We start from the raw sequence: 24,237 nt of genomic DNA, 5'->3' as shown, positions 1-24,237 counted from the left end.
TGCCATGTAAAGCATGATTGTTTTATTGAAATAGCAAAGATATCTACCAGATTGGTTTTAAAGCGTAGAAGTTAACTATAAATTCACGTCCATTTTTAATCTTTTATACAATAATAATAGTAAATCCAACCTTGATAACATTCTAAATTATAGGTTCTTCCATTGTATAAATCCTTAAAACGATCAAAATCGCAAGGCGCTTCAAAAATATAATCCTGACTGTAATGGTAGCCAGGAAAACAAATGTAGGCATAAGTATTTGAGATAAATGCAAAGAGGCACAAGATTAATAATTTTTTCATTATTTTCTATACTGGTTCCAGGGCCGTAAACATAGTAATTGCATCCTGCAATTTTGCAATTTGTTTATTTTGCTGAATACTCATTAATACTTCTTTCCATTGCTTGGCTCCGGCTAGTCCATGCGCAAAATTAAACAAAGGTTTTAGTAACACACTTAAAGCCGTACCTTGAGAAAAGGCAGACTCAATATATTGTATATAATTCTGCAGTATTTCATAACGGGATCGAATTGGGACTTCGGGGTAGTAGTATTGGTGAATAACAGCTAATGCATAGGGATTTTGACAAGCTAACCTTCCAAGCATGACACCGTCCACGGAAACCATGTGTTGATCGATTCCCTGGAGCGTGTTGATATTACCGTTAATAACAATCGGCAGCGAAGGGAGTTCTTTTTTAATTCTGTAAACAAACTCATAGTTAATGGGAGGAATAGTACGATTTTGCTTAGGGTTTAACCCAGAAAGCCACGCTTTTCGGGCATGAACAATTAGTTTATCGCAACCTGCATTAACCAGTTGATGTACAAAACCAGCAAAAAAATCATAACTGTCCTGATTATCAACACCAATTCTGGTTTTGGCCGTAACAGGAATTGAAACGGCAGATTTCATAGCACTAATGCAAGCTGCCACCTGCTCTGGTTCATTCATCATGCAAGCACCAAAGCGGCCCGCTTGAACTTTATCACTGGGGCAACCTAAATTTAAATTAATTTCATCAAAACCTGCATCTTGAGCAAGTTTGGCACACATGACTAATTTGTCTTTATCAGCACCACCCAGTTGTAAGGCTAATGGATGCTCGATTGAATTAAATGAAAGCGCGCGATTGGGATTATTTAATATGGCACCTGTTGTTTGCATATCAGTATATAAAAGGGCACGAGGTGCTATAAGACGCATAAATACACGAAAATGCGTATACGTCCAATCAATCATTGGAGCAATGGATAATGGAGAAATTAATGCGGCTGACAAATTTAGCTTCCCACACAACGATATTAAGGATATCGGTTAATTTAAAGGCAACAAGCGCTAATTATACACTTTCAGAGCTTCAATAACCAGTTGTAACCGAGTTCTACCTTGATAAGAATTAATATCAAGTTTATAAGCTGCATGAACCTGGCGTGCCCGATGATTCGGCCATTGATTTACATCAATGTTAAATGCAATAGCGTCAAACACTCCCCCGTCTGGATGAGCCAAGCTAAGTTTTAAATGATGTTGTCCAACTAGGCGTTGTTCTAGAATTTCAAAAATATTGTCAAAACAAGGTTCAGGAAATTGTTGTCCCCACGGACCCGCATTTTGTAAAAGTAAGGCTGTTTCAAATGTGAGTTCCTGCGGGTTTAATGAGCCATCCGTCCACAATTCTCCCTGACACTGGCTCACATCAATGTGCTTATCTACTTCAGCTATAAAAGCTTGTTGGAAAGCGGTAAAAGATCCTGGCATCAAGCTTAGTCCTGCAGCCATTGCATGTCCGCCAAATTTTGTAATAAGTCCGGGGTTATCCTTATCGACAGCTGCTAGTACATCACGAATGTTTAAACCCGCAATGGAACGCGCTGAGCCTTTAAATTCGGTATCGCTTACTTTAGCAAAAGCAATCACTGGCCGATGGTATCTCTCTTTAAGCCGCCCTGCAAGAATACCGATAACACCTTGATGCCATTGAGGATCTACCAGACATAAGGCGGCAGGTAAGTGTGAATTTTCTATCGTTTTTGTTAGTTTATCCACTGCCAACATAGCCTGCTCTTTCATTTCAGCTTCAATAACCCGACGTTCCTGGTTTAATTCATCCAAATGCGCTGCCAGCGTGCGTGCTTTTTGGATATCAGTAGCTAAAAGACATTCGATGCCTAAAGACATATCATCAAGTCTCCCTGCTGCATTAAGGCGAGGCGCAACAGCAAACCCTAAATCGCTTTCCCGAAGGCGAGTGCAATCACGACCGGCAATTTCGATTAATGCTTTTATTCCAGGACGACACTGTCCTTGTCGAATACGAGCTAATCCTTGATTAACCATGATCCGATTATTCTGATCCAGCGGAACTACGTCAGCTACAGTACCAAGCGCAACCAAATCCAGAAACTGAGCCATATTTGGTTCAGTCAACCCCTGCTCTTTAAACCACTCATTTTTTGCCAGTTGTCTTCTTAAGGCAAGCATGACATAAAAAATAACACCTACCCCTGCGATTGACTTACTGGGAAATGGATCATTGGGCTGATTTGGATTCACAATTGCACAAGCTTTAGGTAAAACCTCACCTGGTAAATGATGGTCGGTAACTAATACGTCAATACCTTGTGAGTTGGCTGCATTTACACCATCGATACTGGCAATACCGTTGTCTACAGTAATAATTAAATGAGGTTGCCATTTTTTTGCAACGTCAACAATGGCAGGTGTTAAGCCATAACCAAAATCAAATCGGTTGGGCACTAAAAACTCAACGTGGGAGGCTCCCATTACACGCAGTGCAGAGACCGCTAGCGTTGTTGACGTAGCGCCATCTGCATCAAAATCACCAATGATTAAAATGCGCTGCTGCATACGTAAAGCCTGCTCTAAACGGATAACGGCTTTTTCAATATCAAGAAGTGAATTGAAGGGTAATAAAGCTTGGAATGTTTTATCAAGTTGCCTGGCTTCCTGAATGCCTCTAGAAGCAAAAATTCGTTGAAGAAAAGGGGGATATTCGGATAAAGATGAAGTTAATGGGGGTACTTTTCGTTGTTTAATATGCATAAATTATGATCTCCATAATCTGAACCATCTTTTTGTGGGACCCTGTGAGTAAGCAAGATTATTCCAATACCATTGAACGGATTTATTTTGTGTATTTTTTTGCAATGAGGCTATATCGATTTGCTGGGGATGTTTTATCAGTAGCAAACTATTTTTACTTGGGATTAGAGGCTTTGGCAAAGGGTGTAATTGTTTTACACCTTTAAGAAGAATTTCATCATCAGTAAAGACGTTTTCTTTCCTTGCAGGCTTAAATTCACCATCTCCCCACAACCATAATCCATTGATAGGTAATTTGCCTGCTCTCTGATAATTAAGTGGATGCGAACTAAGAAACATTTGCAACTCTGTAATAAAACGTTGCCAAAAGAGTCCTTTGTCAAGTGAAGCAAGTACAGGCATTAACGATTGATGCAGAATGCGATAGACAGATTGACTGTGAATAAGCGGTTTATCATCCATTCTTAATAGCCAGGTGTATGCATCATGGTAAAAAATATTCATACCACTAGCATTAAGAAACTCAGTTAGTGCTGAAAACCACAGGCGAGATTCTTCCTCCTCTAAATGAAGCATTTCATCAACAGCGACAATCATTGCATCGTTATGTGTGGCTTCCCAATGAATGGGAGAGGCAATTAACCATTTCCCTTCAAGTTGATGGTAAGAAGAGAGTAATTCAGCCACTGGTGGATTGTGGGCATCACAGCCCATGCAGGTTAAAGCATTAGGATAATAACTACCCTGGCTAGGCAGTAACTGACTGCCAGGAGGAGCTTCCGTTGCACTGTTAATTACTATTTGCATTAAACTGCCTGCAAATAGCCATCTCGTTTAAATAAAGCCTTTAAATTACGCAGTGCTTGACGAGTTCGCTGATGGTTTTCAATTAATCCAAAACGCACATACCCGTCTCCCTGCTGACCAAAGCCAATACCCGGTGAAACGGCTACATAAGCCTCCTTAAGGAGGTATTTGGAAAATTCCAGGGAACCCATATGTTGATAATTTGCAGGAATGGGAGCCCAGACAAACATCGTTGCTTTAGGTTTTTCTACATACCAACCAATGTCTTGCAAGCCTTCACATAAAATATTGCGCCGTTGTTCATAAAGAGCTCTAATTTCATGAACACAGTCATCAGGGCCCTCAAGAGCTGTAATCGCAGCCACTTGTATTGGTGTAAACGTGCCATAATCAAGATAAGATTTAATTCGTGTTAAGGCCGCTACAAGCTCTTCATTACCACAGGCAAAACCAACACGCCATCCAGGCATATTGTAGGATTTTGACATTGAATAGGTTTCAATAGCAATGTCAGTTGCTCCAGGAACTTGAAGAATTGAGGGGGCTTTATAGCCGTCAAAAACAATGTCTGCATAAGCTAAGTCATGAATAATCCAAATACTGTGGCGTTTGGCTAATGCTATAACTCGCTCGAAAAAATTATAATCGACACAATGAGTGCTTGGGTTTGCGGGAAAATTAATCACCAATGCTTTAGGTCTTGGCCAGGTTTGCTCGATGGCCACCTCCACGGCTTCAAGAAATTGATTTTCATCAATTAAGGGAATTTGTTTGACATTGGCACCAGCAATGATAAATCCATAAGTATGGATGGGATATGCCGGGTCGGGAACTAAAACAGTATCACCAGGACCACTAATTGCTAAAGCAAGATGCGCTAGCCCCTCTTTAGAACCAATAGTAGTTAAAACTTGCGTTTCGCTATTAAGATTGATGTCATAATTTCTTTTATACCAAGTGGCCATGGCCCGACGCAGGCGCGGAATGCCTTTTGACATGGAATAGCGATGCGTATCAGGACGTTGTACAGTTTCTATCAATTTATCGACAATATGCTGTGGTGTGGGCTGGTCCGGGTTACCCATCCCAAAGTCAATGATATCCTCGCCTCGCGCTCGCGCCTCAGATTTCAACTGAGTTAATGTATTGAATACATAAGGTGGCAAACGTTTAATACGGGGAAATTGACTCATGTTTTTCGCCTCTGTGTTATACTGAGCGAATAGTATAAATTATTGCTCGATTAAACACCATGCATATCAGCTTAGAAGCAAACGAGAAACATACAATTCAAGCTTATAATGAAAAAGCTTTACAGATTGACTCAGTGACTTATAGCAACAACCTGGTTGTTAGTGGCCATGAAATTATTGCAGATTGGTCAATTGAAAAGATTCAAGACCTTAGTGAAGAGACAATGTGGCCTCTGTTAAAATTTCATCCTAAAATTATTATCATTGGCCATAATCAACAGGGACAATTTGCCCCCTTTCCTATCGTTGACGTGCTGGCAAAAAAGGGAATTGGTTTGGAGTGTATGTCGATTGGGGCTGCCTGCCGCACTTTCAATGTTTTGTTGAGTGAGCAACGAGAGATCACCCTGGGAATTATTTTTTAGTAAGGGGGGATTATTCTTTCTCCGTCTGAGTGTAGAAGCCTCCTCGGTAAACGTAGGAAAAACTTCTTTGCGCCATATTTCAGGAGATCCTTTTCGCGACGACGTCGCTTTCAGGATGACGTCGAAATTCAGTTATAGCTACTCATTCTGTTATGTAACATCATTCCGTGCATAGTAACGTCATTCTGAACGTAGTGAAGAATCTCCTTCAAACAACCTCTACTCCTATTTAAGTTGGAACAGACGCGTTGGCGTCAACTCTTCGGCTCTTTAAAATAATCGGTTTCTTAACTTAATCAGATAAGGTATCATCCTTGGTTTCTGCGTAAATGGAGTTATGTGAGATATCATGAGAAGTATTTTGATTGCATTGTTTTGTTCCTTTTTTTTCGGATGCAGTCATTTAGGACCTCATGTCATTAACAAAGATCGTATTGATTATAATCAATCACTACAACATACAGATGCCAAACAAATATTATTTAATATCGTAAGGGCTCGTTATATCGAGTCGAGTTATTTTCTTCAGATTAGTAATATCACAGGTCAATATTCCCTAGGCGCACACACGGTTGGAAGAGGATCCTGGTTTTGGGACAATCAGTTATTCAGAAGCAGAACCCTTCAAGCTGAAGCAGGAGCCGATTACAGAGACTCCCCCACAATCAGTTATATTCCTTTGGAAAGCTCCGGTTTTGTGAAGCTCATATTACAACCTATCCGTCTTAATGAAATTTATTTAATGAGCTATGGTGATAATAAAGAAATTGATGCGCTATTGCGTCTTGTCATTAAACGTATAGACACGCTTGTCAATATAGGTAGTGCTTCCTTCCCTGATTCACAAGTTATGCCTCAGTATGAACGATTTGATCGATTCATTGATTTAATTCGAGCGTTGCATTTAAAAAATCAATTGGGTTATTACTATATTGAAGAAGGTAAAGACAAGCATTACTCACTTTATTTTGCAAAGCAGGCAGTAAACACGCCCGAAGCTCGAGAGATAAGAAAACTATTGCGAATTCCAGGAACTTCACCAGAAATCATCCTGACACAACAATTTGAACCACCTGCCGGAAATGCGGTTTATGTACAAACGCGTTCAGTTTTGGGCATAATTTCTATGCTATCTCATAGTGTTATTGTACCTGAAGAACATAAGCGAAGAGGATGGGTAGAGGTTACTCGAGATAATCATGGTAGGGAATTTAATTGGCGAAGAGTCATGGATGAAATGATGACGATATATTCTTCCAAAGAAGCCCCTAAAGATGCTTATGTAAGCATTGACTACAAAGGCTATCACTTCTTTATTAAAAATTCTGATCTTAAGTCTAAACTGACCCTTTCTATTATTCAGCAATTCATTTCAATGAAGAGCACTTATGATGAGAAAGAAGGGCCACAATTAACATTACCCTTATTTTAATAGAAATGTTAGCCAGTAAGTTGAACCCGAATTTCTCTAGCATCAGACAAGCCATGATCATCAACCACCCTTACTGTATATTTTCCTGCCTTCGCAGTCCAAAGAAACGATTTATCCGGCGTGGATTTACCAACAAACACGTCATTGACGAACCAATAGATAGTTCGAATATCAGCATCCGTTATCGCAGTAAACGGAATTTTTGTTTTCACTGATGGATTAACACGAACAATATAACTTAACTCGGATTGCGGAGAGGTAATTTGAGGGCTCATGCCTGTATTGGCGATAGAGGAACAGTCTGGGGTAAATGTTGGAGGAATTTGACGCTGAATTCCTGCCTGTTTGAATATTCTTAGCAAATCAGTTGGCCAAAATTCGTAGACTTTAAACTGGGTATTATCATCGAAATGGCATGTACGTAAACCCGTACGTTTATCAATCGCTACTTCGCGATAAATGTTGTCGGTTTTGATAGGTGATTTCGCAGGTATAAACCAGGTCATTTCTGTATCTTGGCAATAGCGTGTGGGTAGCATTCCTGATGCCTTGCACACTTCTATTTGTGTTAGACGAAGATATTCCGGATATTGCTCAATAACAGGTAAAGGTCCTTTTTCCTGCTGAATTGCTTCAACTATCTCAAAAAATAATGGTGCAGCAATGTCCTTGCCAATAAAAGCTCGATTACCTTTGTTGTTAAAATTTCCAATCCACACAGCTAACACATAAGGCCCGAATGAGCCTATGGACCAGGCATCGCGATATCCTGAAGAAGTACCTGTTTTCCAGGAGATGGGAAGTGTCCCTTTTTGTTTAAAAAAACTGTGAGACTCAGGTCGTGGAGTATCTTTTAATATGTCTAACACTAAAAAACTGGCTTCAGGACTTAACAAAGCTTTCCCTGCATCAAGGGGTTGTTCTTGACGTGTGCGTAATGGACGCCATTGGCCCTTATTAACGAGCATGGCATAAAGCGTTGTAAGCTCTTGCATGGTTAATTCCACTGCCCCTAAGGTTAAGGCCAGTCCATAATAAGACTCTGGTTTCAAATGACTAACTTGTGCCTCTACTAAAAATTGGTGCAGGCTGTGATGGGTTAACTGACTGGCAAGGTAAATTGCTGGTATGTTGCGACTTAAAATTAATGCATCTTTGGCTTTTATCGGTCCCATAAAATCATAATCAAAATTTTCTGGATTATAACTGCCAAAACTGTGCGGCACGTCTTTTAATACGGTATTGGGATGAATTAATCCTTCATCAAATGCTAATCCATAAACAAAGGGCTTTAATGTTGATCCGGGGGAGCGTTTTGTTTCTGTCCCATTAATTTGCCCACCAATGGCTTTATTAAAAAAATCAACGGAACCAACCAGGCTTTTTACACCCATATCGCGTGTATCAACTAATAAAGCAGCCGCATTATAAACACCAAGGTGTTTTTTACGGTTGACGTAATGGCTTGTAATTCGAGAAACCGTATGTTGTAAATGCGCATCTAAAGTCGTAATTACCTCTTGAGATTTGAATGAAAAATCATTCAGCACCGAATGAACCAAATGTGGTGCAATAAATGGCATGTCGTGTACCTGACGCATTTGTAAAGGGAGATTAATAGCCGCTTCCTGTTTTATATCTTCGGAATGAGTCTTTATCCAGCGTGTAAACAGTTTATAACGGCTCTCTTTGAGATGTTCGTTTTGCAAGGAACGTTTAATTGGATTTTGCGGAATAACACTGAGTGCGAGCGATTCAGGTAAACTCAGTTTGCTTGCTTGTTTATTAAAATAAATTAAACTGGCTGCCCCAATGCCTTCAATATTTCCTCCATAAGGAGCAAGATTAAGATAAGCCTCAAGAATTTGTTTTTTACTGTAGTGCATTTCTAATTGCAACGCGCGAATTATTTGCCAGAGTTTACCTGATACTTTTTTTGAATTAATTTGATAACGAATACGGGCAACTTGCATCGTAATCGTTGAAGCTCCAAGGCGGCGGGATTTCACAAAGTAGGTTTGCCACCCTGCCTTTAGCATGGCCAACGGATTAATCCCGAAATGCCAATAAAAGTACTGATCTTCCTGCAGTAATGTTGCATCAATCAGTTTGGGTGAAGTTTGCGAAAGCGGTATAAAAAGGCGGAATTTGTCGTCATGACTTAATGTAAGTCTGAGCAAATGATGCTGACTATCATACACGGCTGTAGAGAAACTCATCCCCTGCAATAAGGGTGGTTTGGACGAAAAAAATAATAATGCCCAGCCACTGACAAAAAGTACAACAAACGTTATGCTAAGCATCTTTAAAAATCGTTTCATGTAAATTGAGCTCTATCAGAAGCGCTTTGGTTTAAAATTTAAGCCGTGCTTGGCGCGCCATAACCCCTGGAACATTTCGGCTAACCTTGTGAAGTTAGGAAATTATATGAACAAAACGTCATTTTATCGGTTTTTTGCAGCAATAGGTGCATTTTTTGCCCTTATAATAGGCCGTTTAAATTGGACCAGTCCGCCTTGGGTTAGACATTTGCGCCATCAGGCTAATACCCATCCAAAATCATTTTGGGGAACAGTGACTGGTATTGTACTATTATTGGCCGCTTCTGGATACGGTTATTACTGGTATAAAAATTTACCCAAACCACAGCTAATCACCGCTGCAATGACCACACCTAAAATAACAGCAATAGAAGATGATAAGTTAGTGCCTGATAATCTGATGATTGATTTTGGGATTCAACATACCAATAAAAGCACACATTCAACTGAGGAGACTGATTCAAATGTAGATAATGGCTTTATGACAAAATCGGTTGCTCCCCTTAAACAAATTGGAAAAGAAGTTAATAAAGGGATTGACATTCAGCCAGCGCTTAAAGGTAAATGGGTATGGGAAAGTGATAGTAGACTAGTATTTAGTCCGGAGGAAGATTGGCCCGCAGGGCAAACTTACCATATTCATTTTGCCAAGGAATTTTTTGCACCCAACGTCAAAATGGAACGGTATGAATATTCATTTACTACCCTGCCCTTCGAAGCAAAAATTACTGAGTTTTCTTTTTATCAGGACCCTGTTAATCCTAAACTAAGACAGGCAATCGCAACAATTAATTTTAACTTCCCCGTTGACCCAACAAGTTTCGAAAATAAAACCTCGCTAATGCTTCAAGCTTTGAAGAAAGGAAACCTTGATCTGGATGCGCAGCATTTTAAATTTAACGTTCGTTTTGATGAATTTAAACGAGTAGCTTATTTACGTTCGGAATCACTTAACTTACCTGAAGTTTCCCGCTATTTAGTGTTAAATATTGAAGAGGGTTTGAAAGCCTTACATGGCCCCGGTGAGACAAATACTACATTAACAAAAAATCTGTTAATTCCTGACATAAGCAATTATTTTAAAGTGGTAGAAGCAACTGCTTCAATAGTGCGTAACGAACAGGATAGGCCAGAACAAGTATTAGCTATAGAGACTACTCTTGGTGTGACAGAGGGTGAGCTTAAGAAATCACTTCATGTCTATTTGCTTCCGGAAAATTATCCCGCTACAGCGAATGAAGCAGAGAAAAAAAATTATGAATGGAGTACGCCTGGGGAAGTCACATCAAGTATCTTAAAGTTGGCAACGCCACTCTCGCTTCAAGCTATACCTGCTGATCGCAACTATGCAAACTTGCACAGCTATAAATTTACAGCCTCAAGCCCCCGCTACATCTACCTGAAAATAGATAAAGGGACTAAAGGGTTTGGTAATTTTACATTAAGTAATGACTATGCAGCAGTCATTACAGTGCCTGAATATCCAAAAGAAATCACCTTCTTACACAAAGGTGCATTGTTAGCGTTAAATAGTGAAAAGAAACTCTCTGTATTGGTGCGGGGCTTACCTGCTGTGAAGTTTAATTTCGCGCGTGTTTTACCCTCGAACATTAATCAATTGGTTACCCAAACGCAAGGTGATTTTAACAATCCCTACTTCATTAATCAGAGTTTCAACCCACAAAATATCAGCCAGATTTTCTCTGAAGTGCAACAATTTAATGCCTCTGATTTTACACAACAGCAATACACAGCTCTTGATTTTACCAAATATCTTTCCGCAACAAACAATACCGCAGGTCCACAAGGATTATTTTTATTGGAAGCGACTGGGTGGGATGTCCAAAATAATTCAGCATTGGATGCGAAAGCTAGCCGCTTGGTTTTAATCACTGATTTAGGTTTGATTGCTAAAGATAATCGTGATGGTAGCCATGATGTATTTGTACAATCCATTACGGAAGGAATCCCTGTTCCTAATGTGAGTGTGAGTGTTTTGGGTAAAAATGGACTTCCTCTTTTAACCTATTCGACGGATGCACAGGGTCGGGTAACTTTTCCAAACTTAAGTGATTTTGTGGATGATCGCGAGCCCGTAGTGTATCTGGCAAGTTTGGAAAATGATGTTTCATTCATTCCTTATAATAATCCTAATCGCCAACTGAATTATTCACGTTTTGACATTGGTGGCGTTTATACTAATCCGGATCAGCATAGCTTAGGTGCTTACTTATTTTCAGATCGCGGTATCTATCGACCTGGTGATACCGCACATATTGGTATCATTGTTAAGCAAACTTATGTCCAACCACAACCTCCAGGATTAATGGTAGAAGCAACGGTGATTAATTCGCGTGGGACTACCATTCGTGATGAGAAAATTACTTTGGATGCGAGTGGCTATGCCAGCTTTGATTTAGAAACTAATCCAGCCTCTCCTACGGGACAATATTTAATTAATCTCTATATTGTTAAAGACCAACATCCGGATAGTTTGTTGGGTTCCACCTCAATACGAGTTGCAGAGTTCCAACCTGACAGAATGCGTATAAAGTCCAATTTTTCTGCAATAGCCACCGAAGGTTGGATCTCCCCGGCTGGATTGACCGCAAAAGTACAGCTTTGGAATCTTTACGGTGCTCCAGCGACTGAGCGCCGGGTGGCGGGTAAACTTTTGTTGTCTCCTAAACGAGTGGAATTTAAAAAATATCCACAGTTTATTTTTCATGATCCTTTAGTAGATCCCAGTAAGCCTGCAAAAATATTTACTGATACGCTGCCTGATACGAAGACAAATGATCAAGGTGAAGCAGCATTTAATTTAAATTTGGAGCGCTTTGATAAAGCTACTTATGAACTTACATTTTTTGCCGAAGGTTTTGAAGCGGAAAGCGGACGTAGTGTAACTACTCAGTCAACAGCCCTAGTAAGCCCACTGCCCTTTTTCATAGGTTATAAACCGGATGGTGACCTAAAATATATCAAACAAGACAGCCAGCGTGGTGTGCGCTTTATCGCGGTAAATCCACAACTAAACCAACAGTCAGTTAGTGACCTTAAACTACAACTAGTCTCACTGCACCCTGTTACTACCCTGGTTAAAAAACCAAATGGTACTTATCAATATCAATCAATTATGCAAACAACAATAGTTAGCACAACCTCTTTTTCCATCGATGCACAAGGTACGGAATTTAATTTACCTACCCAACAAATCGGAGATTTTGCTGTAAATATACTCGATCAAAATAATGAAGAGCTGAGTCATTTCAAATTTAGCATCATTGGAGCAAGTCAATTGCCCTTGGCTAAAAATGCTGAATTGACAATTAAACTTAATAAGGAGGAATATAAGGCAGGCGAAAACATTGAGTTGCAAATCACATCACCTTATACCGGATCAGGTTTAATTACTATTGAACGTGACAAGGTTTATGCTACCCAATGGTTTAAAACAGGCGCTACCAATTCGGTACAACGCATCCATATACCGGAAAATTTTCAAGGTAATGGATATGTCAATGTTGCATTTGTTCGTGATTGGAATTCTCCTGACATTTTTATTAGCCCCTTAAGCTATAGCGTAACGCCTTTTAATGTGGATTATGATAGCCATAACATTCATATTAATTTAGATGCGCCAGAACTAGCACGTCCTGGAGAACCATTCACAATTAATTACAGCAGCGATAAACCGGGTAAAATAATTGTGTTCGCTGTGGATGAGGGAATCTTACAGGTTGCAAACTACGCAACGCCAAACCCACTCGCTTTCTTTTTTCAAAAAAGAGCGCTGGAGGTTTTGACTCAGCAGACAGTTGACCAAATCTTACCGCAGTTTATCAAAGAACGAGAACTTTCTGCTGTTGGCGGAGATGGTGGTGAATTGCTAACGCAGCATCTTAATCCATTTAAACGAAAAACCGATTTACCAGTTGCTTATTGGTCAGGAATTGTTGATACAGATAACTTGTCACGTCAATTAACTTACGATATTCCCGATTATTTCAATGGTACTTTGCGCGTTATGGCCGTTGCTGTCGCATTAGACTCCGTTGGTTCAACAGAAAAAAAATCGGAAATTCGCGGCAATTTTGTCATAAATCCCAATACCCCTACCTTCGTGGCACCCGGTGATACATTTGAAGTCACAGCGAGCATTGCCAATAATGTTCAAAATTCAGGCGACGATGCAAATGTTTCGGTACAATTAACTGTGCCCCCTGAACTTGAGGTGATAGGCCCTGACAAGACATCATTAACCATTGCTGAAGGACAGGAGCAAACGGTTCATTTTAAACTGAAGGCTAAATCAAATCTGGGCTCTGCTACTGTAAACTTAATAGCCAGTACAAATGGCAAATCAAGCTCCATGGACTCAACAATAAGCATACGTCCTTCTACTGTATTTAATACCTCAATTACCAGCGGTAGCAGTAAAGAGAAAACAAAATCCTTAACTCTTGAAAGACAACTGTATCCAGAGTACCGCACTGTAACAGCCTCTTTGTCAACAAGCCCCATGATTTTGGTGACAGGTTTACAACAATACTTGGATAATTTTCCCTATGGTTGTACTGAGCAATTAACGAGCAAATCCATGCCTTTATTAGCAATGGCTAACCAACCCTGGTTTACACAAAATTTAACAGACATCAATGATAAAATAATAAATAGCATTCAAATGCTGGGACAACGGCAACTCTCGAATGGCAGTTTTAGCTATTGGCCTGGTGCTGGCGATAATTACAGCAATAGTTTTGCTTCGGTGTATGGAATGCATTTTTTAACAGAAGCGCGCGCCCAAGGCTATAATGTGCCTAATGAGATGTTTAGCACGGGTCTAGGCTATCTCAGGGATTTGGCTGCACAAAATCCAACGAGCTTTGATGTGGCTCGCATTCAAGCCTACGCCATTTATATTTTAACAAGAAATGAAATTGTCACGACCAATTATTTAACCAACTTGCAGCTTTATTTAGACAAAGAACAGCCGCAAAAATGGCAGTCTGATATTACAGGCGCTTATTTTGCGGCGACTTACCAATTGCTAAAAAGCCATGCAGAAGCGAATGAACTAATAGCAAAGTATAAGATTCAAACACAGATAGAAGATACAACTGATTTTTATGATAGTAATACTGCTAATGCACAATATCTTTATCTGATTGCACGTCATTTTCCACAACGCTTACCGCAAATGGGTAATCAATTAGTAATGCGGCTGGTTAAAGCAATGAATAGTGATGAAATTAATACCATCCTTTCAGGGTATGCGAGTCTTGCTTTAAGTGCTTACGGACAAGCAGCGCCGGCTGAAGAAGGTTCTTTTACTATTAGTGAAGTCTTAAGCGACAAAACTCAAAAAATACTGACTACTACAGATAGTAATTATGGACAAGCAAAGATTGATGAGGATGCCCAACTAGTTAATTTTATTAATCCAAATAGGCTGCCCTACTTTTATCAATTAACCCAAGCAGGATTTGATAAGCTTTCACCGGTGAAAGCAATTTCCAATGGATTAGAGGTTTATCGTGAATATCGTGACATAAAAGGTAATGTGGTTAGTAGCGTTCCATTGGGGGGGGAAGTCGAAGTACATATTCAAGTACGCGCGCTTGATAATCGTCTCTTATATAATGTAGCTGTCATTGATCTTTTACCTGGCGGATTTGAAGTACTACGAGATTCTGTTAATTCAGAAAATGTAGATTATGCAGATGCACGTGAAGATCGTGTCGTTTTCTTCACCAGTGTTGAGGCAACGACTAAAGAAATTGTCTATCGCATAAAAGCAACCAATGCCGGTAATTATCAAGTTCCAGCAGTTGTTGCGGAATCAATGTATGATCCCAGCATGAAAGCTAATAGTACTGCTGGTGTAATTGAAGTTACCAAATAATAAAAGCTTAAAGCGTAGAGGGTTGAATCAGAAGCACTTTCATCGGTTCTCAATGAAATCTTTTTTATTCAGGTGTTTAAAAGAGATTTCATCAGTGGAATTCTCGCCAATAAGGTTTCTAAATTCGAATAAAACGCTATAATAGTTTGCGATGCAGCTTGTCTTTCTTCTTTAGATAATTTTTTATCTAAAGAGCGTTTTGCCTGAAAAGCCATCCAGTTAAGCCATGCTTTTCCTATCGCTCCCCAAATAGCATCATCAAGATCATCTCTTAAACATGCGCCAGTAGCATAATAGCCGTCTAAAAAAAATTTAACTACCTGCCTGTTAAACTGATTTTCTGTTGCGAAACCACTAAACAAGATTAGGGCCAAAGCGAACTCTAGACTGGGGTTAATACGTCCGGCTAACTCCCAATCAATCAAAATTGGCTTATTATCATGCCACATAAGGTTATGAGGAAAATAGTCGCCATGGCTATAGATTAAATTTTTTGCTAAACGCTGATCAGCTTCCCGATGCATTCTATTCCAATTAAGAAATGTTTCGAGTTTACTCCCTAGCTCGGTATACCAGGATAACTTCTGCTGCTTCGCAGTATCAATGTATTCATGCCATTGTTGTATGGGAATGACATAGGAATAACCAAAGGATGTTGATACGGGTGAGTAACGAATATTGAGTTGGTGAATAAGTCCTAACAATGTACCAGATTTTTTGGCATCTTCTTCACTAACAGGGCCAATGGGACCATATAAAACCTCGCCAGAAATAAAAGGATAGGCTAATATAATATGATGATGTTCTGCCAATATAAAATTTTGATTGACTGCTAAGGCTACAACAGTTGGAATACCCAAAGAGTGTAGTTTTGCAGCCAAATTTTCCGTGTATTGATACTCTCTTTTTGGTCGTGCCCGCACAGATCCTAAATCGATTCTTTTTATAACAAATTTACCTTCCGTGGTGGCTAGCAAAAAAACCTCATTAGTCAGCCCACTAGCAATTTTTATCAAACTACTTTTTGGCTCACCTAGAGAAAAATGTTGGCAAATCTTATTAATATTAATCATAGGGTTTAACACTCTTTTATTTACCGTGATCAAGGGTAAACCTATTTACTTTTTTGAGCACAAAGGCCTCTATTTTGTTTGCTTTATGTTCTTTATGCGCAGTACTCATACAGCTCAGTGGCAACCAACACGACAGTTTTAATCAACAAGTGCACATCGCCCCTTGCCACTTGAACTCCAACGCGCAACAATGGTATGCGTACCCAAACAAGCGCTATCCTTGCAGATACGCCTTGCTGGAATAATTTGACAAGCATTAGCCCAGCCGCTGTCAAAAAAACTAATCATAATTCCCTCTGCCCCTTTGGGCAGTAATGCAATCCCTTCATTTTGCAAGGTGCTTGCAGAAACAATCCATTTAGTTTGTGAACCATCAAGGTTATAACTAATAACCAACTTTTTAATTGGTCCTAAGTTACCACGCGTGTATTTGACCCTAATTGTTTTAGGCAAAGCGCCTCCATCAGGTTCATTATCATGATCAAAAATGTCTACTTTTACTGGAATAGGATAATCTTCACTGGAAAATTTTCCAGCATACTGGAGTGGATTAAACTTAAATTTATTAATCAATACCCAGGAGGTCACGCTCGTACTTGATAGTGTGTTGGCATTCCATAAAAAAAGAAGAGGAAAACGCCTGCTTGCATAGAGATAAGCCTGCCCTATCTCATCAGGTAAACGAATAAAAAACTCTCGCGGTGTAGCATCGACAAAGTTGGCACTTAAATATTCATCATTCCTTAAATGGAAAAAGTTATTTTGTATGCTTTGTAAATCTTGCTCGAGTTCTTGGGTATCTTGGCCTAAGTGAAAATAGTATTCGATTAGTGATTGTAAGGCATTGATGGCACTCGCTGTGTTTTCTCCGGACATAATGTCGTCTGGTTCAAAGTCCGTGCGATTATTTAATGTAAAGCCTAGCCCCCATAACTGATTATTTTGAAAATAGCCCCCTTGGTTACGCACAATTCGCCAAATATTAAGAGCAGTACCCTCTCCGTACCATTTGTCTATATTTGCAACACCTAAGGCAGATAAAGCCCAAAGATTAACATCAATAGCCATTGAGCCGAGTGCTTCTGAGATATCAGGACTCCAGTCATTTTTCGAAGCAGGTTTGTCTACTGAACCACGTGTATAGAATACACCTTTTTGCACATCGAATGCGCCATTGTAGAGAAAACTCAATAGCCCTCTGGTTTCATAACCATTGACAGTCATACCTCCGTTAAGCATGACATCAATTAGATGAAGTGCGTGCTCTACTTCTGCTGTTCGTTGCGTTTTTTCAAGAATTCCTTTTAGTATTTGTAAGCCAGCTAATACTGAAAAATTATCTTCTATTGAAATTTCTCCAATTGGAAACTCTCCTTGAGTATCTCTCGTCCCTCCAGGCGAATAATAAAAAGCACCGATAGCAGTTTGCATGGCCGAAAAAGCATAGAGGGTATTGATAGCATTAACGACCGCTTTGGAGCTGGCAGAAACCTCACCATCTGTCAGTATGTATTCTGCTTGAAGAGGACCAATTAATTGAGCCCATGCATTTTCCCCTGTTAAAGGTTTCCAGTCTGACCAGGTGGTAACATATTTAAAAAAATCTGGAGAATGACCTTCTGGATCATTTTTAGCTAGATCAAAAAGATTGAAATCCCAACTAATAAAATTTTGGTAGCGTCCTCCAAAAAATGGATCCTTATTGTAATAATTGGTAGCGACTAAACGGTAAGTAAATGCCTTAAGAAAATCAAAAATTACAAGTTGATAACCATAAAGAAAGAAAATCCCTGTGGCTCGATTAGCTGGGTTAATCACCGAGTCAAGTTCATTTTCAATTAATGCCTGTGCCGTTTTTTCCTCCAAATAATCGTTGTCCGCCGCAAGTGCCAAAGCAATTTGCCACGTCGCCGCATGATAAATATCCGTTCCGTATTTTATAGTTGTCCGCTCAATTTGTGATTGTGCTGCAAACCATTCTTGGACCGTACCTTCCTGCGGAGGCAAACCTTTTCCCAAAATAGCATAGGGAACGGGTAAGAATGGATAAGGATTATTATATAAGCTGTCGACTACTCTACAGGTCTCTTCTGGCAAACAAGTAAAATCCCCAAAGTAGCGAGCAACGTCTTCCGTGTTTCCTACATAAAAACTTAAAGGAATTAAAGACGCGCTCTTGCTAGTAACAAGCATTGTGTCAGAAATAAGAAAGCGAATGAGTTCCCTAATTTCTCTGTCCCTGTTGCTTGCTGAAAATACAAGATTTTCACTACCTATCCCTAGTGTAAATACAACTAAAAGAAAAAATTTCCTCATTTAATTGTCCTGTTAAAAGCCAATTACGAGAAAGCTTAGGTACAGATATTATAGAGCAAATTTTTTTTATATAGCCGTTGTTTGAGCGTTAGCGAAGCAATCCAGATTTGGCTTTTGTTCATGAATTGCACGGGATTGCTTCGCTAACACTTGCAACGACACGATCCTAATTTTGTTCTACACAGAGCATTATCGGTAATTATAATAGAAAGATTAAATTATGGGCTTATATTCATTGAATGAAATAAAATATTAATTTATAGTCAGTTACAAAATTTGTTGTATTACAGGGAGTTATTCGATGTCGGGCCTTAGTCAAAAGTTATCTTTTTTAAGTCTTTCTTTACTTGCTGTTTATAACTCCTCTCTTCATGCAGAATTTCGACCCACTTCATTCCCTTTAATTCCTCGATTATCAGGGGAAGGTTATTTTGGAAATAGAGCACTCGGTGAATTTGACGGCATGGTGCCAATATACGGGAATCAAGATGGGATTTTATACGTGGATGGTTTGGGGAAACTAGGCAGTGACGATGGTTATTTAGGTAGCATTGGTGGTGGGCTTCGTGGCATTCATAACAATTATTTGTGGGGAGCCTACGTATTTGGGGATTATAACCGTACCTCACGAGGACAGCATTTTCCTGTAGTGAATCCTGGCCTGGAATTAATGACAAATTACCTGGATATCCATGTGAATGGTTATTTTCCAACTACCAAGCAAAAAAGTGAGGGTATTTTTTTAGGCTCTGACTTAGGGACTACACAGTATATCAGTTTTACCGGCCACAGCCAGTTTGATAGTTTAATTAATGTGGTCGAGGAAGTTGGGAATGGTGTTGATGGTGAAATAGGATTGACTCTACCTGAGACGAGAAACTTACGCTTATTTGGTGGTGGCTATCATTTTGCCCCTCAAAACACCAGCGATATTAATGGTATTGTTGGTGGCGTAGAGGTGCCTATCAACCACAATCTTACTGTTGCGTTTCGAGATAGCTATGATAATGTGCAAAAAAATACGGCACTTTTCACTGTTCGCTTCACATTAGGTGGTATCAAAAAGAGTGAACAACCTACTGTCCGTGATCGGTTATTAGATCCTATTCCAAGACATTTAGGTACATGGGATACTGGCTCTGGCATTCCTAGCCAGCAAGCTTATTTAAATACTGGGGTACGCGTTTTAACGCGGGACAATATTTGGTTTTTTAGTGGTACAGGTTCCCCCTTTGTTGCTGCAAATGGTTTTGGCAATTGTACTTTTGAAAATAATTGCCTGGATAGCTCATTTAACCAGCCAACCCTCGATGCTATTAATACTATTTCGCCCAATGCCAATCTTTATATTGGTCCAGGCACCTATGGCAATATTGGTACTACTACCTCTCCATCCTCTATAACGGCTATGGCAACTTCACTTCTTACTTTAGATGGGCAGTCACTCTATGGTCGAAGTATTGATTTTAAAACAGGACAGGCGCAAATACTTCAAGGAAGCTTATTAGTTACTGGTGGCAAGGAGGACGAACAAGGCAGACCATTAACTGAAACAATCGATTCATTGATCTTAACTAATCAGGATGGCCAACATCCTGCAGGTATTGTTATCGTGGGACCGAGAGTCAACATCTCCAATGCTGCAATCGGCTTTGACACCAATGATCGAGGCTATCGGACGGCAATTAGTATTGAAGGTGCCCAAGAGATCAATATTTCCAACAGTGTGCTAATAGCCTTTGCTGATGGCAATGATAATTTTGATGTGACCACAACAGGTGTCGCTATTCTCAATTCATCAGACATTACTCTGCGAAACAATACTATCTTGGTTGATGCAACTCAAAGGACAGCGAATTCTGTTGTTGCACGAGGAGTTCAAATTGATCGAGGCTTAAGAGTCAACATTGAAAACAGACAATTGGATGTCCAAGCTCATAATTTAGGTAGCGGCAATGATACTACAACACGGGCTGTAGGATTTGATGTATCCAATAGCGATGATAGAAATTTATTTGACAATCCAACGCTTATCAGATCTCCTTCAAACCCAATCTCAAATGAGGTTATTGAAGCGCTACGAGCTTTGCATTCTTTACTTAGAACACCTACTGATGTTGCATTAAATCCATCAACAACTGCGGCATTCAACGTAAAAGCGGAAAACGTAGGCGGCAGCGACAACACGATTCTTGCCCAAGGAGTTAGTATGCTCTCTTCGGATTTTTTAATTAACTACCGGACAAATAGCAATACCGGTAGTTTACCTCAGGACATTATCAATGTTGAGGCGGAAAACCGTGGTGGAATGGGTAATGATGTAGTTGCTCAAGGTGTGTTTATCAATAATGGTTTAATTGTTGCAAATGGACCCTTTTTACATGTTGTAGCACTTGATAATCAAGGTTCAAATGGTTCTGTGACTGCTGTTGGTTATCAGGCACAAGGAACACAGGTTTTTTCAGGGATCGTCAATGTAAGTGGCGGGTTAAATGTTATTGAAGCTAACTCAATAAATAGCAACGCCACACTCGATGCAATTGGAATACGCCTACAACCAGTTACTTCAAGAACAGTTATTGGTATTAATGAAGCTCTTTTTAGAGTTACTGAGAATGGTGTTCCTGTTACGCCGGTCATTGATAATAATGGTTAACATTACCTGAATGCTGGTAATGTCCAGTACTAAAAAGGTTTACTCTGATTTTAGGGCAATATAATGCAAGTCACTGAAACAATTTGGCAAAACGGAAACCTCATACCATGGGCTGATGCTAAAGTTCATGTGCTATCCCATACACTTCATTATGGCGGTGGTGCTTTTGAAGGTATTCGTTTTTATAAGACAGCGCAAGGACCAGCCATTTTTCGACTAAATGACCATGTAGAGCGTCTTTTTTATTCAGCATCCGTATTAAAAATGACCATTCCTTATACTAAAGAAGAGGTTTCCGCCGCAATAAAAGAAGTGGTAGTTATAAATCGATTGGAAGAAGGTTATATTCGCCCGCTGGCATTTTATGGTTATGGTAAAATGGGGGTAAATCCCACAGGGAATCCTACTGATTTAATTATCGCTTGTTGGCCGTGGGGTGCTTATCTGCCGCATGAAAGTATCGATGTTAAAGTGAGCAGTTTTATTCGTATTCATCCTGAGTCCACTGTGGTTGATGCCAAAATTTGCGGCCATTATGTAAATAGCATTCTTGCATCCCTGGAATTACAAGGAACGCATTACCACGAAGCTCTACTGTTGGATAGCCATGGAAATATCATGGAAGGAGTAGGTGAAAATTTTTTCATTGTAAAAAATACCAGGCTTTATACTCCGAAATTAGGGGGAATATTATCAGGTATCACAAGGGATACTGTCATAAAATTAGCCCATCAATTAGGTTTGGACGTATTTGAAACGGATATTACTTTGGATGAGGCTTATCAAGCTGATGAAGCATTTTTTACCGGTACCGCGGCAGAAGTGACAGCGATACGCTCCATCAATGATAGAGAATTAAGTAAAAACGTTGGCAACATCACTACCATGATAAAAAAAGCCTATATGGATTTAGTGCATGGTAAGAATGAGGAATTTATACATTATTTAACTTATGTATAAATCATATGCTTAGTAAGTATGGCTTGTTAGATCAAAAACCACCTCACCTACTTTTCTTTCTCGTGAAGGCGAAAACAATTTTAATTGACGAATTGTCCACACACATGACAGTATAAATTCATTGGCCTAACTCAAGGAATGACTATGCCATTTGCAACCCTGGAATCAAAAAACGCACTCTTGCACGACCTCACAACACAAAATATTTCATACAAAGTTAAAACCTGGAAGAACTACATGGAAAATGTAAGCAAAAGCCAGGCTGTTATTGTCCAAGTAGACAGCGAAGAACAAGTTCAAGCAGTTATGCGTGCTGTCAAAGAACAAAATAAGCAGTATCCCGATACAAAAATAACAGTACGCGCGACGGCTGGTTGGGCCGATAAAAAAGCGAATCGGTGTTGTTTTCCTTGGGCAAAAGAGCAGGAGCAACGCTATAATGAATCCTTTTCTTTCTCGGATGGTTCGGTTGCAGATGTCATTATTCGGTTTAGTCCTAAGTATCAAAAAGTAAAAAAATTAGGCCAAATAAAGCGAATTATCACTGTCGATACAAAAAATCCTCTAGATCATCTCAAAGAATATGAAGTGCTGGTGACCTCCGGCGTACAAATTGCAAAACTGGCGCAAAAACTAAGAGATGCGAATTTATCCTTAAGGACTGCAAGTATGCTCTCCTGGGCAAGTGCTGTGGGTTTAGCAGGGACAGGTGGGCATGGAACCGGGCGTGATGAGCCTGCTTTCAGCGGCCAAATTCTTAGTCTAAAAATTTGTGATCAGGACGGAGAAATTCGTGAAATCAATGCGGATGATCCTGACTTCCTTACCTTATGTTCAGCTCATTCCGGTGCATTGGGCATCGTTTTAAGCATGAAGATGAAAGCCGTTGAGGCGTTTAACCTTAAAGAAACGGTCTATAATTTCCCTGATGTAAAAACGATGAAACCTCGTTTAAATGAATTTTTAACAGAAAACCAATACTTTAGTTTAATTGGTATCCCTTGCCATGGTGATGGTCTTTTTAACCAAGATAAATGGCAAATCCGCCTTTGGAATTACACAGAAGAAGCGCGCACAAAAGTGCAAGCACCTCCTTACGCTGCGGATGCACGTTCCTGGGCACAAGAGCTGAGTGTGAGGGTCGGCGATTCGATACAAGAGTTTCTTATGGATAATAAACTTAAAAGTCTTATTCCCCCCTATTTATTACTTGCAGCAGCAACTATTATGGGGACGCGCGGTACCACCCCTCTTGTTGATCATGAAAATAGTATTACGCATTACCAAGTTGCGTTCCCTAAAGCAATGCGAGATGTAAGTTATATTTTACCTGTTGAAGATAAACATGCAGGGGCTCTTCTTGCGGATGTTTTACATAGAATTGAATTATTGACAAAGGCTGCTGCAGAACATGGAGAGTTTCCTATTACCTATGCTGTTTATGCGCGTTATATTAAAGGCAGTAAAGGAGGCCTATCTACTACCACCACCAGTTCAGAAGATGAGCATGTTTTGGCAATTGATATAGTAACGCATCCTGATGCCCCTGGTATTGCCCATTTCGAGGAAGAGTTATTGAACTATTTTGCTGAAATTAAAATAAAGCCTCGATTTCATTTAGGCAAAAATTTTCCTTCAGGAGTTCATAACTATACTGATTTTCTTGAGCCTGAAGCAATTGAAGAATATAAAAAAGCACTAAAACGATGGTATGGTGGTAATGACGAGTTGAAAGCAAGTCCTTTTGTTACGCCCTATTTTGAACAAATGCTTGGTGCACCAAGTAAATCGAATATCGTTCACTTTAATAAAGAAAAGCTAACTCTTGAGGAAAGATCTCATGAGCATGACTCGGAAGATTGTGCCCAGTTCCTGGAAAAATTAATTCCTGAAATAGGCGCACTACCCTCTGCAACTGCAGAGGCAGAGTTAATAAAGGATAATTTTATAAGTCAGTGTCGAGAAGTATTGCTTTCAATAAAAGAAAGTATGGCAGAACGTGAATCCAAAAGGTTTGTATCTTAAAAAGATCATTCTTGCAAACATGGCTTATATTTAACAGGTGTTTTCCAACTAAAAAG

13 protein-coding genes are annotated in these 24,237 nt (G+C 39.6%); 6 read left to right on the top strand and 7 right to left on the bottom strand.

The genetic code is table 11. From position 1 onward, the window contains the following. Window positions 1–308: 308 nt before the first annotated feature. From dusA to alaC, 4 genes are read right to left on the bottom strand one after another with little or no spacing between them, the layout of a single operon-like run. Complete coding sequence (gene dusA, locus Ljam_RS12280) at window positions 309–1,283, bottom strand: tRNA dihydrouridine(20/20a) synthase DusA (protein WP_074881794.1); 975 nt, start codon at window positions 1,281–1,283, stop codon at window positions 309–311. A gap of 57 nt (window positions 1,284–1,340) precedes the next feature. Then, window positions 1,341–3,068 (bottom strand): single-stranded-DNA-specific exonuclease RecJ, encoded by a 1,728-nt coding sequence (gene recJ, locus Ljam_RS12275; protein ID WP_058450300.1) that lies wholly within the window; start codon window positions 3,066–3,068, stop codon window positions 1,341–1,343. 3 nt (window positions 3,069–3,071) lie between these two features. Beyond that, window positions 3,072–3,875, bottom strand: a complete 804-nt coding sequence (locus Ljam_RS12270) for a hypothetical protein (protein WP_058450299.1) — start codon at window positions 3,873–3,875, stop codon at window positions 3,072–3,074. Continuing rightward, window positions 3,875–5,068, bottom strand: a complete 1,194-nt coding sequence (gene alaC / locus Ljam_RS12265; protein WP_058450298.1) for an alanine transaminase — start codon at window positions 5,066–5,068, stop codon at window positions 3,875–3,877. Before alaC ends, Ljam_RS12270 begins: the two co-directional genes overlap by 1 nt. A gap of 59 nt (window positions 5,069–5,127) precedes the next feature. On the opposite strand from alaC, the gene Ljam_RS12260 reads away from it, so the two are divergent. Further along, on the top strand, window positions 5,128–5,493 hold the full coding sequence (locus Ljam_RS12260; RefSeq protein ID WP_058450297.1) for an Mth938-like domain-containing protein: 366 nt from the start codon (window positions 5,128–5,130) through the stop codon (window positions 5,491–5,493). Between the two features lie 349 nt (window positions 5,494–5,842). Beyond that, window positions 5,843–6,925, top strand: a complete 1,083-nt coding sequence (locus Ljam_RS12255; protein ID WP_058450296.1) for a hypothetical protein — start codon at window positions 5,843–5,845, stop codon at window positions 6,923–6,925. 8 nt (window positions 6,926–6,933) lie between these two features. Here the strand turns inward: Ljam_RS12255 and pbpC are convergent, their stop codons facing one another. Next, complete coding sequence (gene pbpC, locus Ljam_RS12250) at window positions 6,934–9,246, bottom strand: penicillin-binding protein 1C (protein WP_058450295.1); 2,313 nt, start codon at window positions 9,244–9,246, stop codon at window positions 6,934–6,936. A 106-nt stretch (window positions 9,247–9,352) separates the two neighbouring features. Here pbpC and Ljam_RS12245 point away from each other — a divergent pair, with 106 nt between their 5' ends. Then, window positions 9,353–15,151 carry an alpha-2-macroglobulin gene (locus Ljam_RS12245; RefSeq protein WP_058450294.1) on the top strand — a complete coding sequence of 1,933 codons (5,799 nt, stop codon included), beginning with the start codon at window positions 9,353–9,355 and terminating at the stop codon, window positions 15,149–15,151. 68 nt (window positions 15,152–15,219) lie between these two features. On the opposite strand, the gene Ljam_RS12240 is transcribed toward Ljam_RS12245, so the two are convergent. Continuing rightward, window positions 15,220–16,224, bottom strand: coding sequence for a phosphotransferase (locus Ljam_RS12240; protein ID WP_058450293.1), 1,005 nt, complete (start codon window positions 16,222–16,224; stop codon window positions 15,220–15,222). Between the two features lie 138 nt (window positions 16,225–16,362). Next, the gene (locus Ljam_RS12235; protein ID WP_058450292.1) at window positions 16,363–18,540 is read right to left on the bottom strand and encodes a hypothetical protein; all 2,178 of its coding nucleotides are present in this window, start codon (window positions 18,538–18,540) and stop codon (window positions 16,363–16,365) included. A gap of 301 nt (window positions 18,541–18,841) precedes the next feature. Here Ljam_RS12235 and Ljam_RS12230 point away from each other — a divergent pair, with 301 nt between their 5' ends. From Ljam_RS12230 to Ljam_RS12220, 3 genes are all read left to right on the top strand, one after another. Next, window positions 18,842–21,196 (top strand): inverse autotransporter beta domain-containing protein, encoded by a 2,355-nt coding sequence (locus Ljam_RS12230; RefSeq protein ID WP_058450291.1) that lies wholly within the window; start codon window positions 18,842–18,844, stop codon window positions 21,194–21,196. Window positions 21,197–21,259: 63 nt separating this feature from the next. After that, window positions 21,260–22,156 (top strand): branched-chain amino acid transaminase, encoded by an 897-nt coding sequence (locus Ljam_RS12225; RefSeq protein WP_058450290.1) that lies wholly within the window; start codon window positions 21,260–21,262, stop codon window positions 22,154–22,156. 144 nt (window positions 22,157–22,300) lie between these two features. Further along, on the top strand, window positions 22,301–24,181 hold the full coding sequence (locus Ljam_RS12220) for an FAD-binding protein (protein WP_058450289.1): 1,881 nt from the start codon (window positions 22,301–22,303) through the stop codon (window positions 24,179–24,181). The last annotated feature ends 56 nt before the right edge of the window (window positions 24,182–24,237 follow it).

Origin of the sequence: Legionella jamestowniensis (assembly GCF_001467745.1) — a bacterium.
In the GTDB taxonomy this organism is placed as follows: Bacteria; Pseudomonadota; Gammaproteobacteria; order Legionellales; family Legionellaceae; genus Tatlockia; species Tatlockia jamestowniensis.
This window is presented reverse-complemented; position numbering and strand designations above follow the sequence as displayed.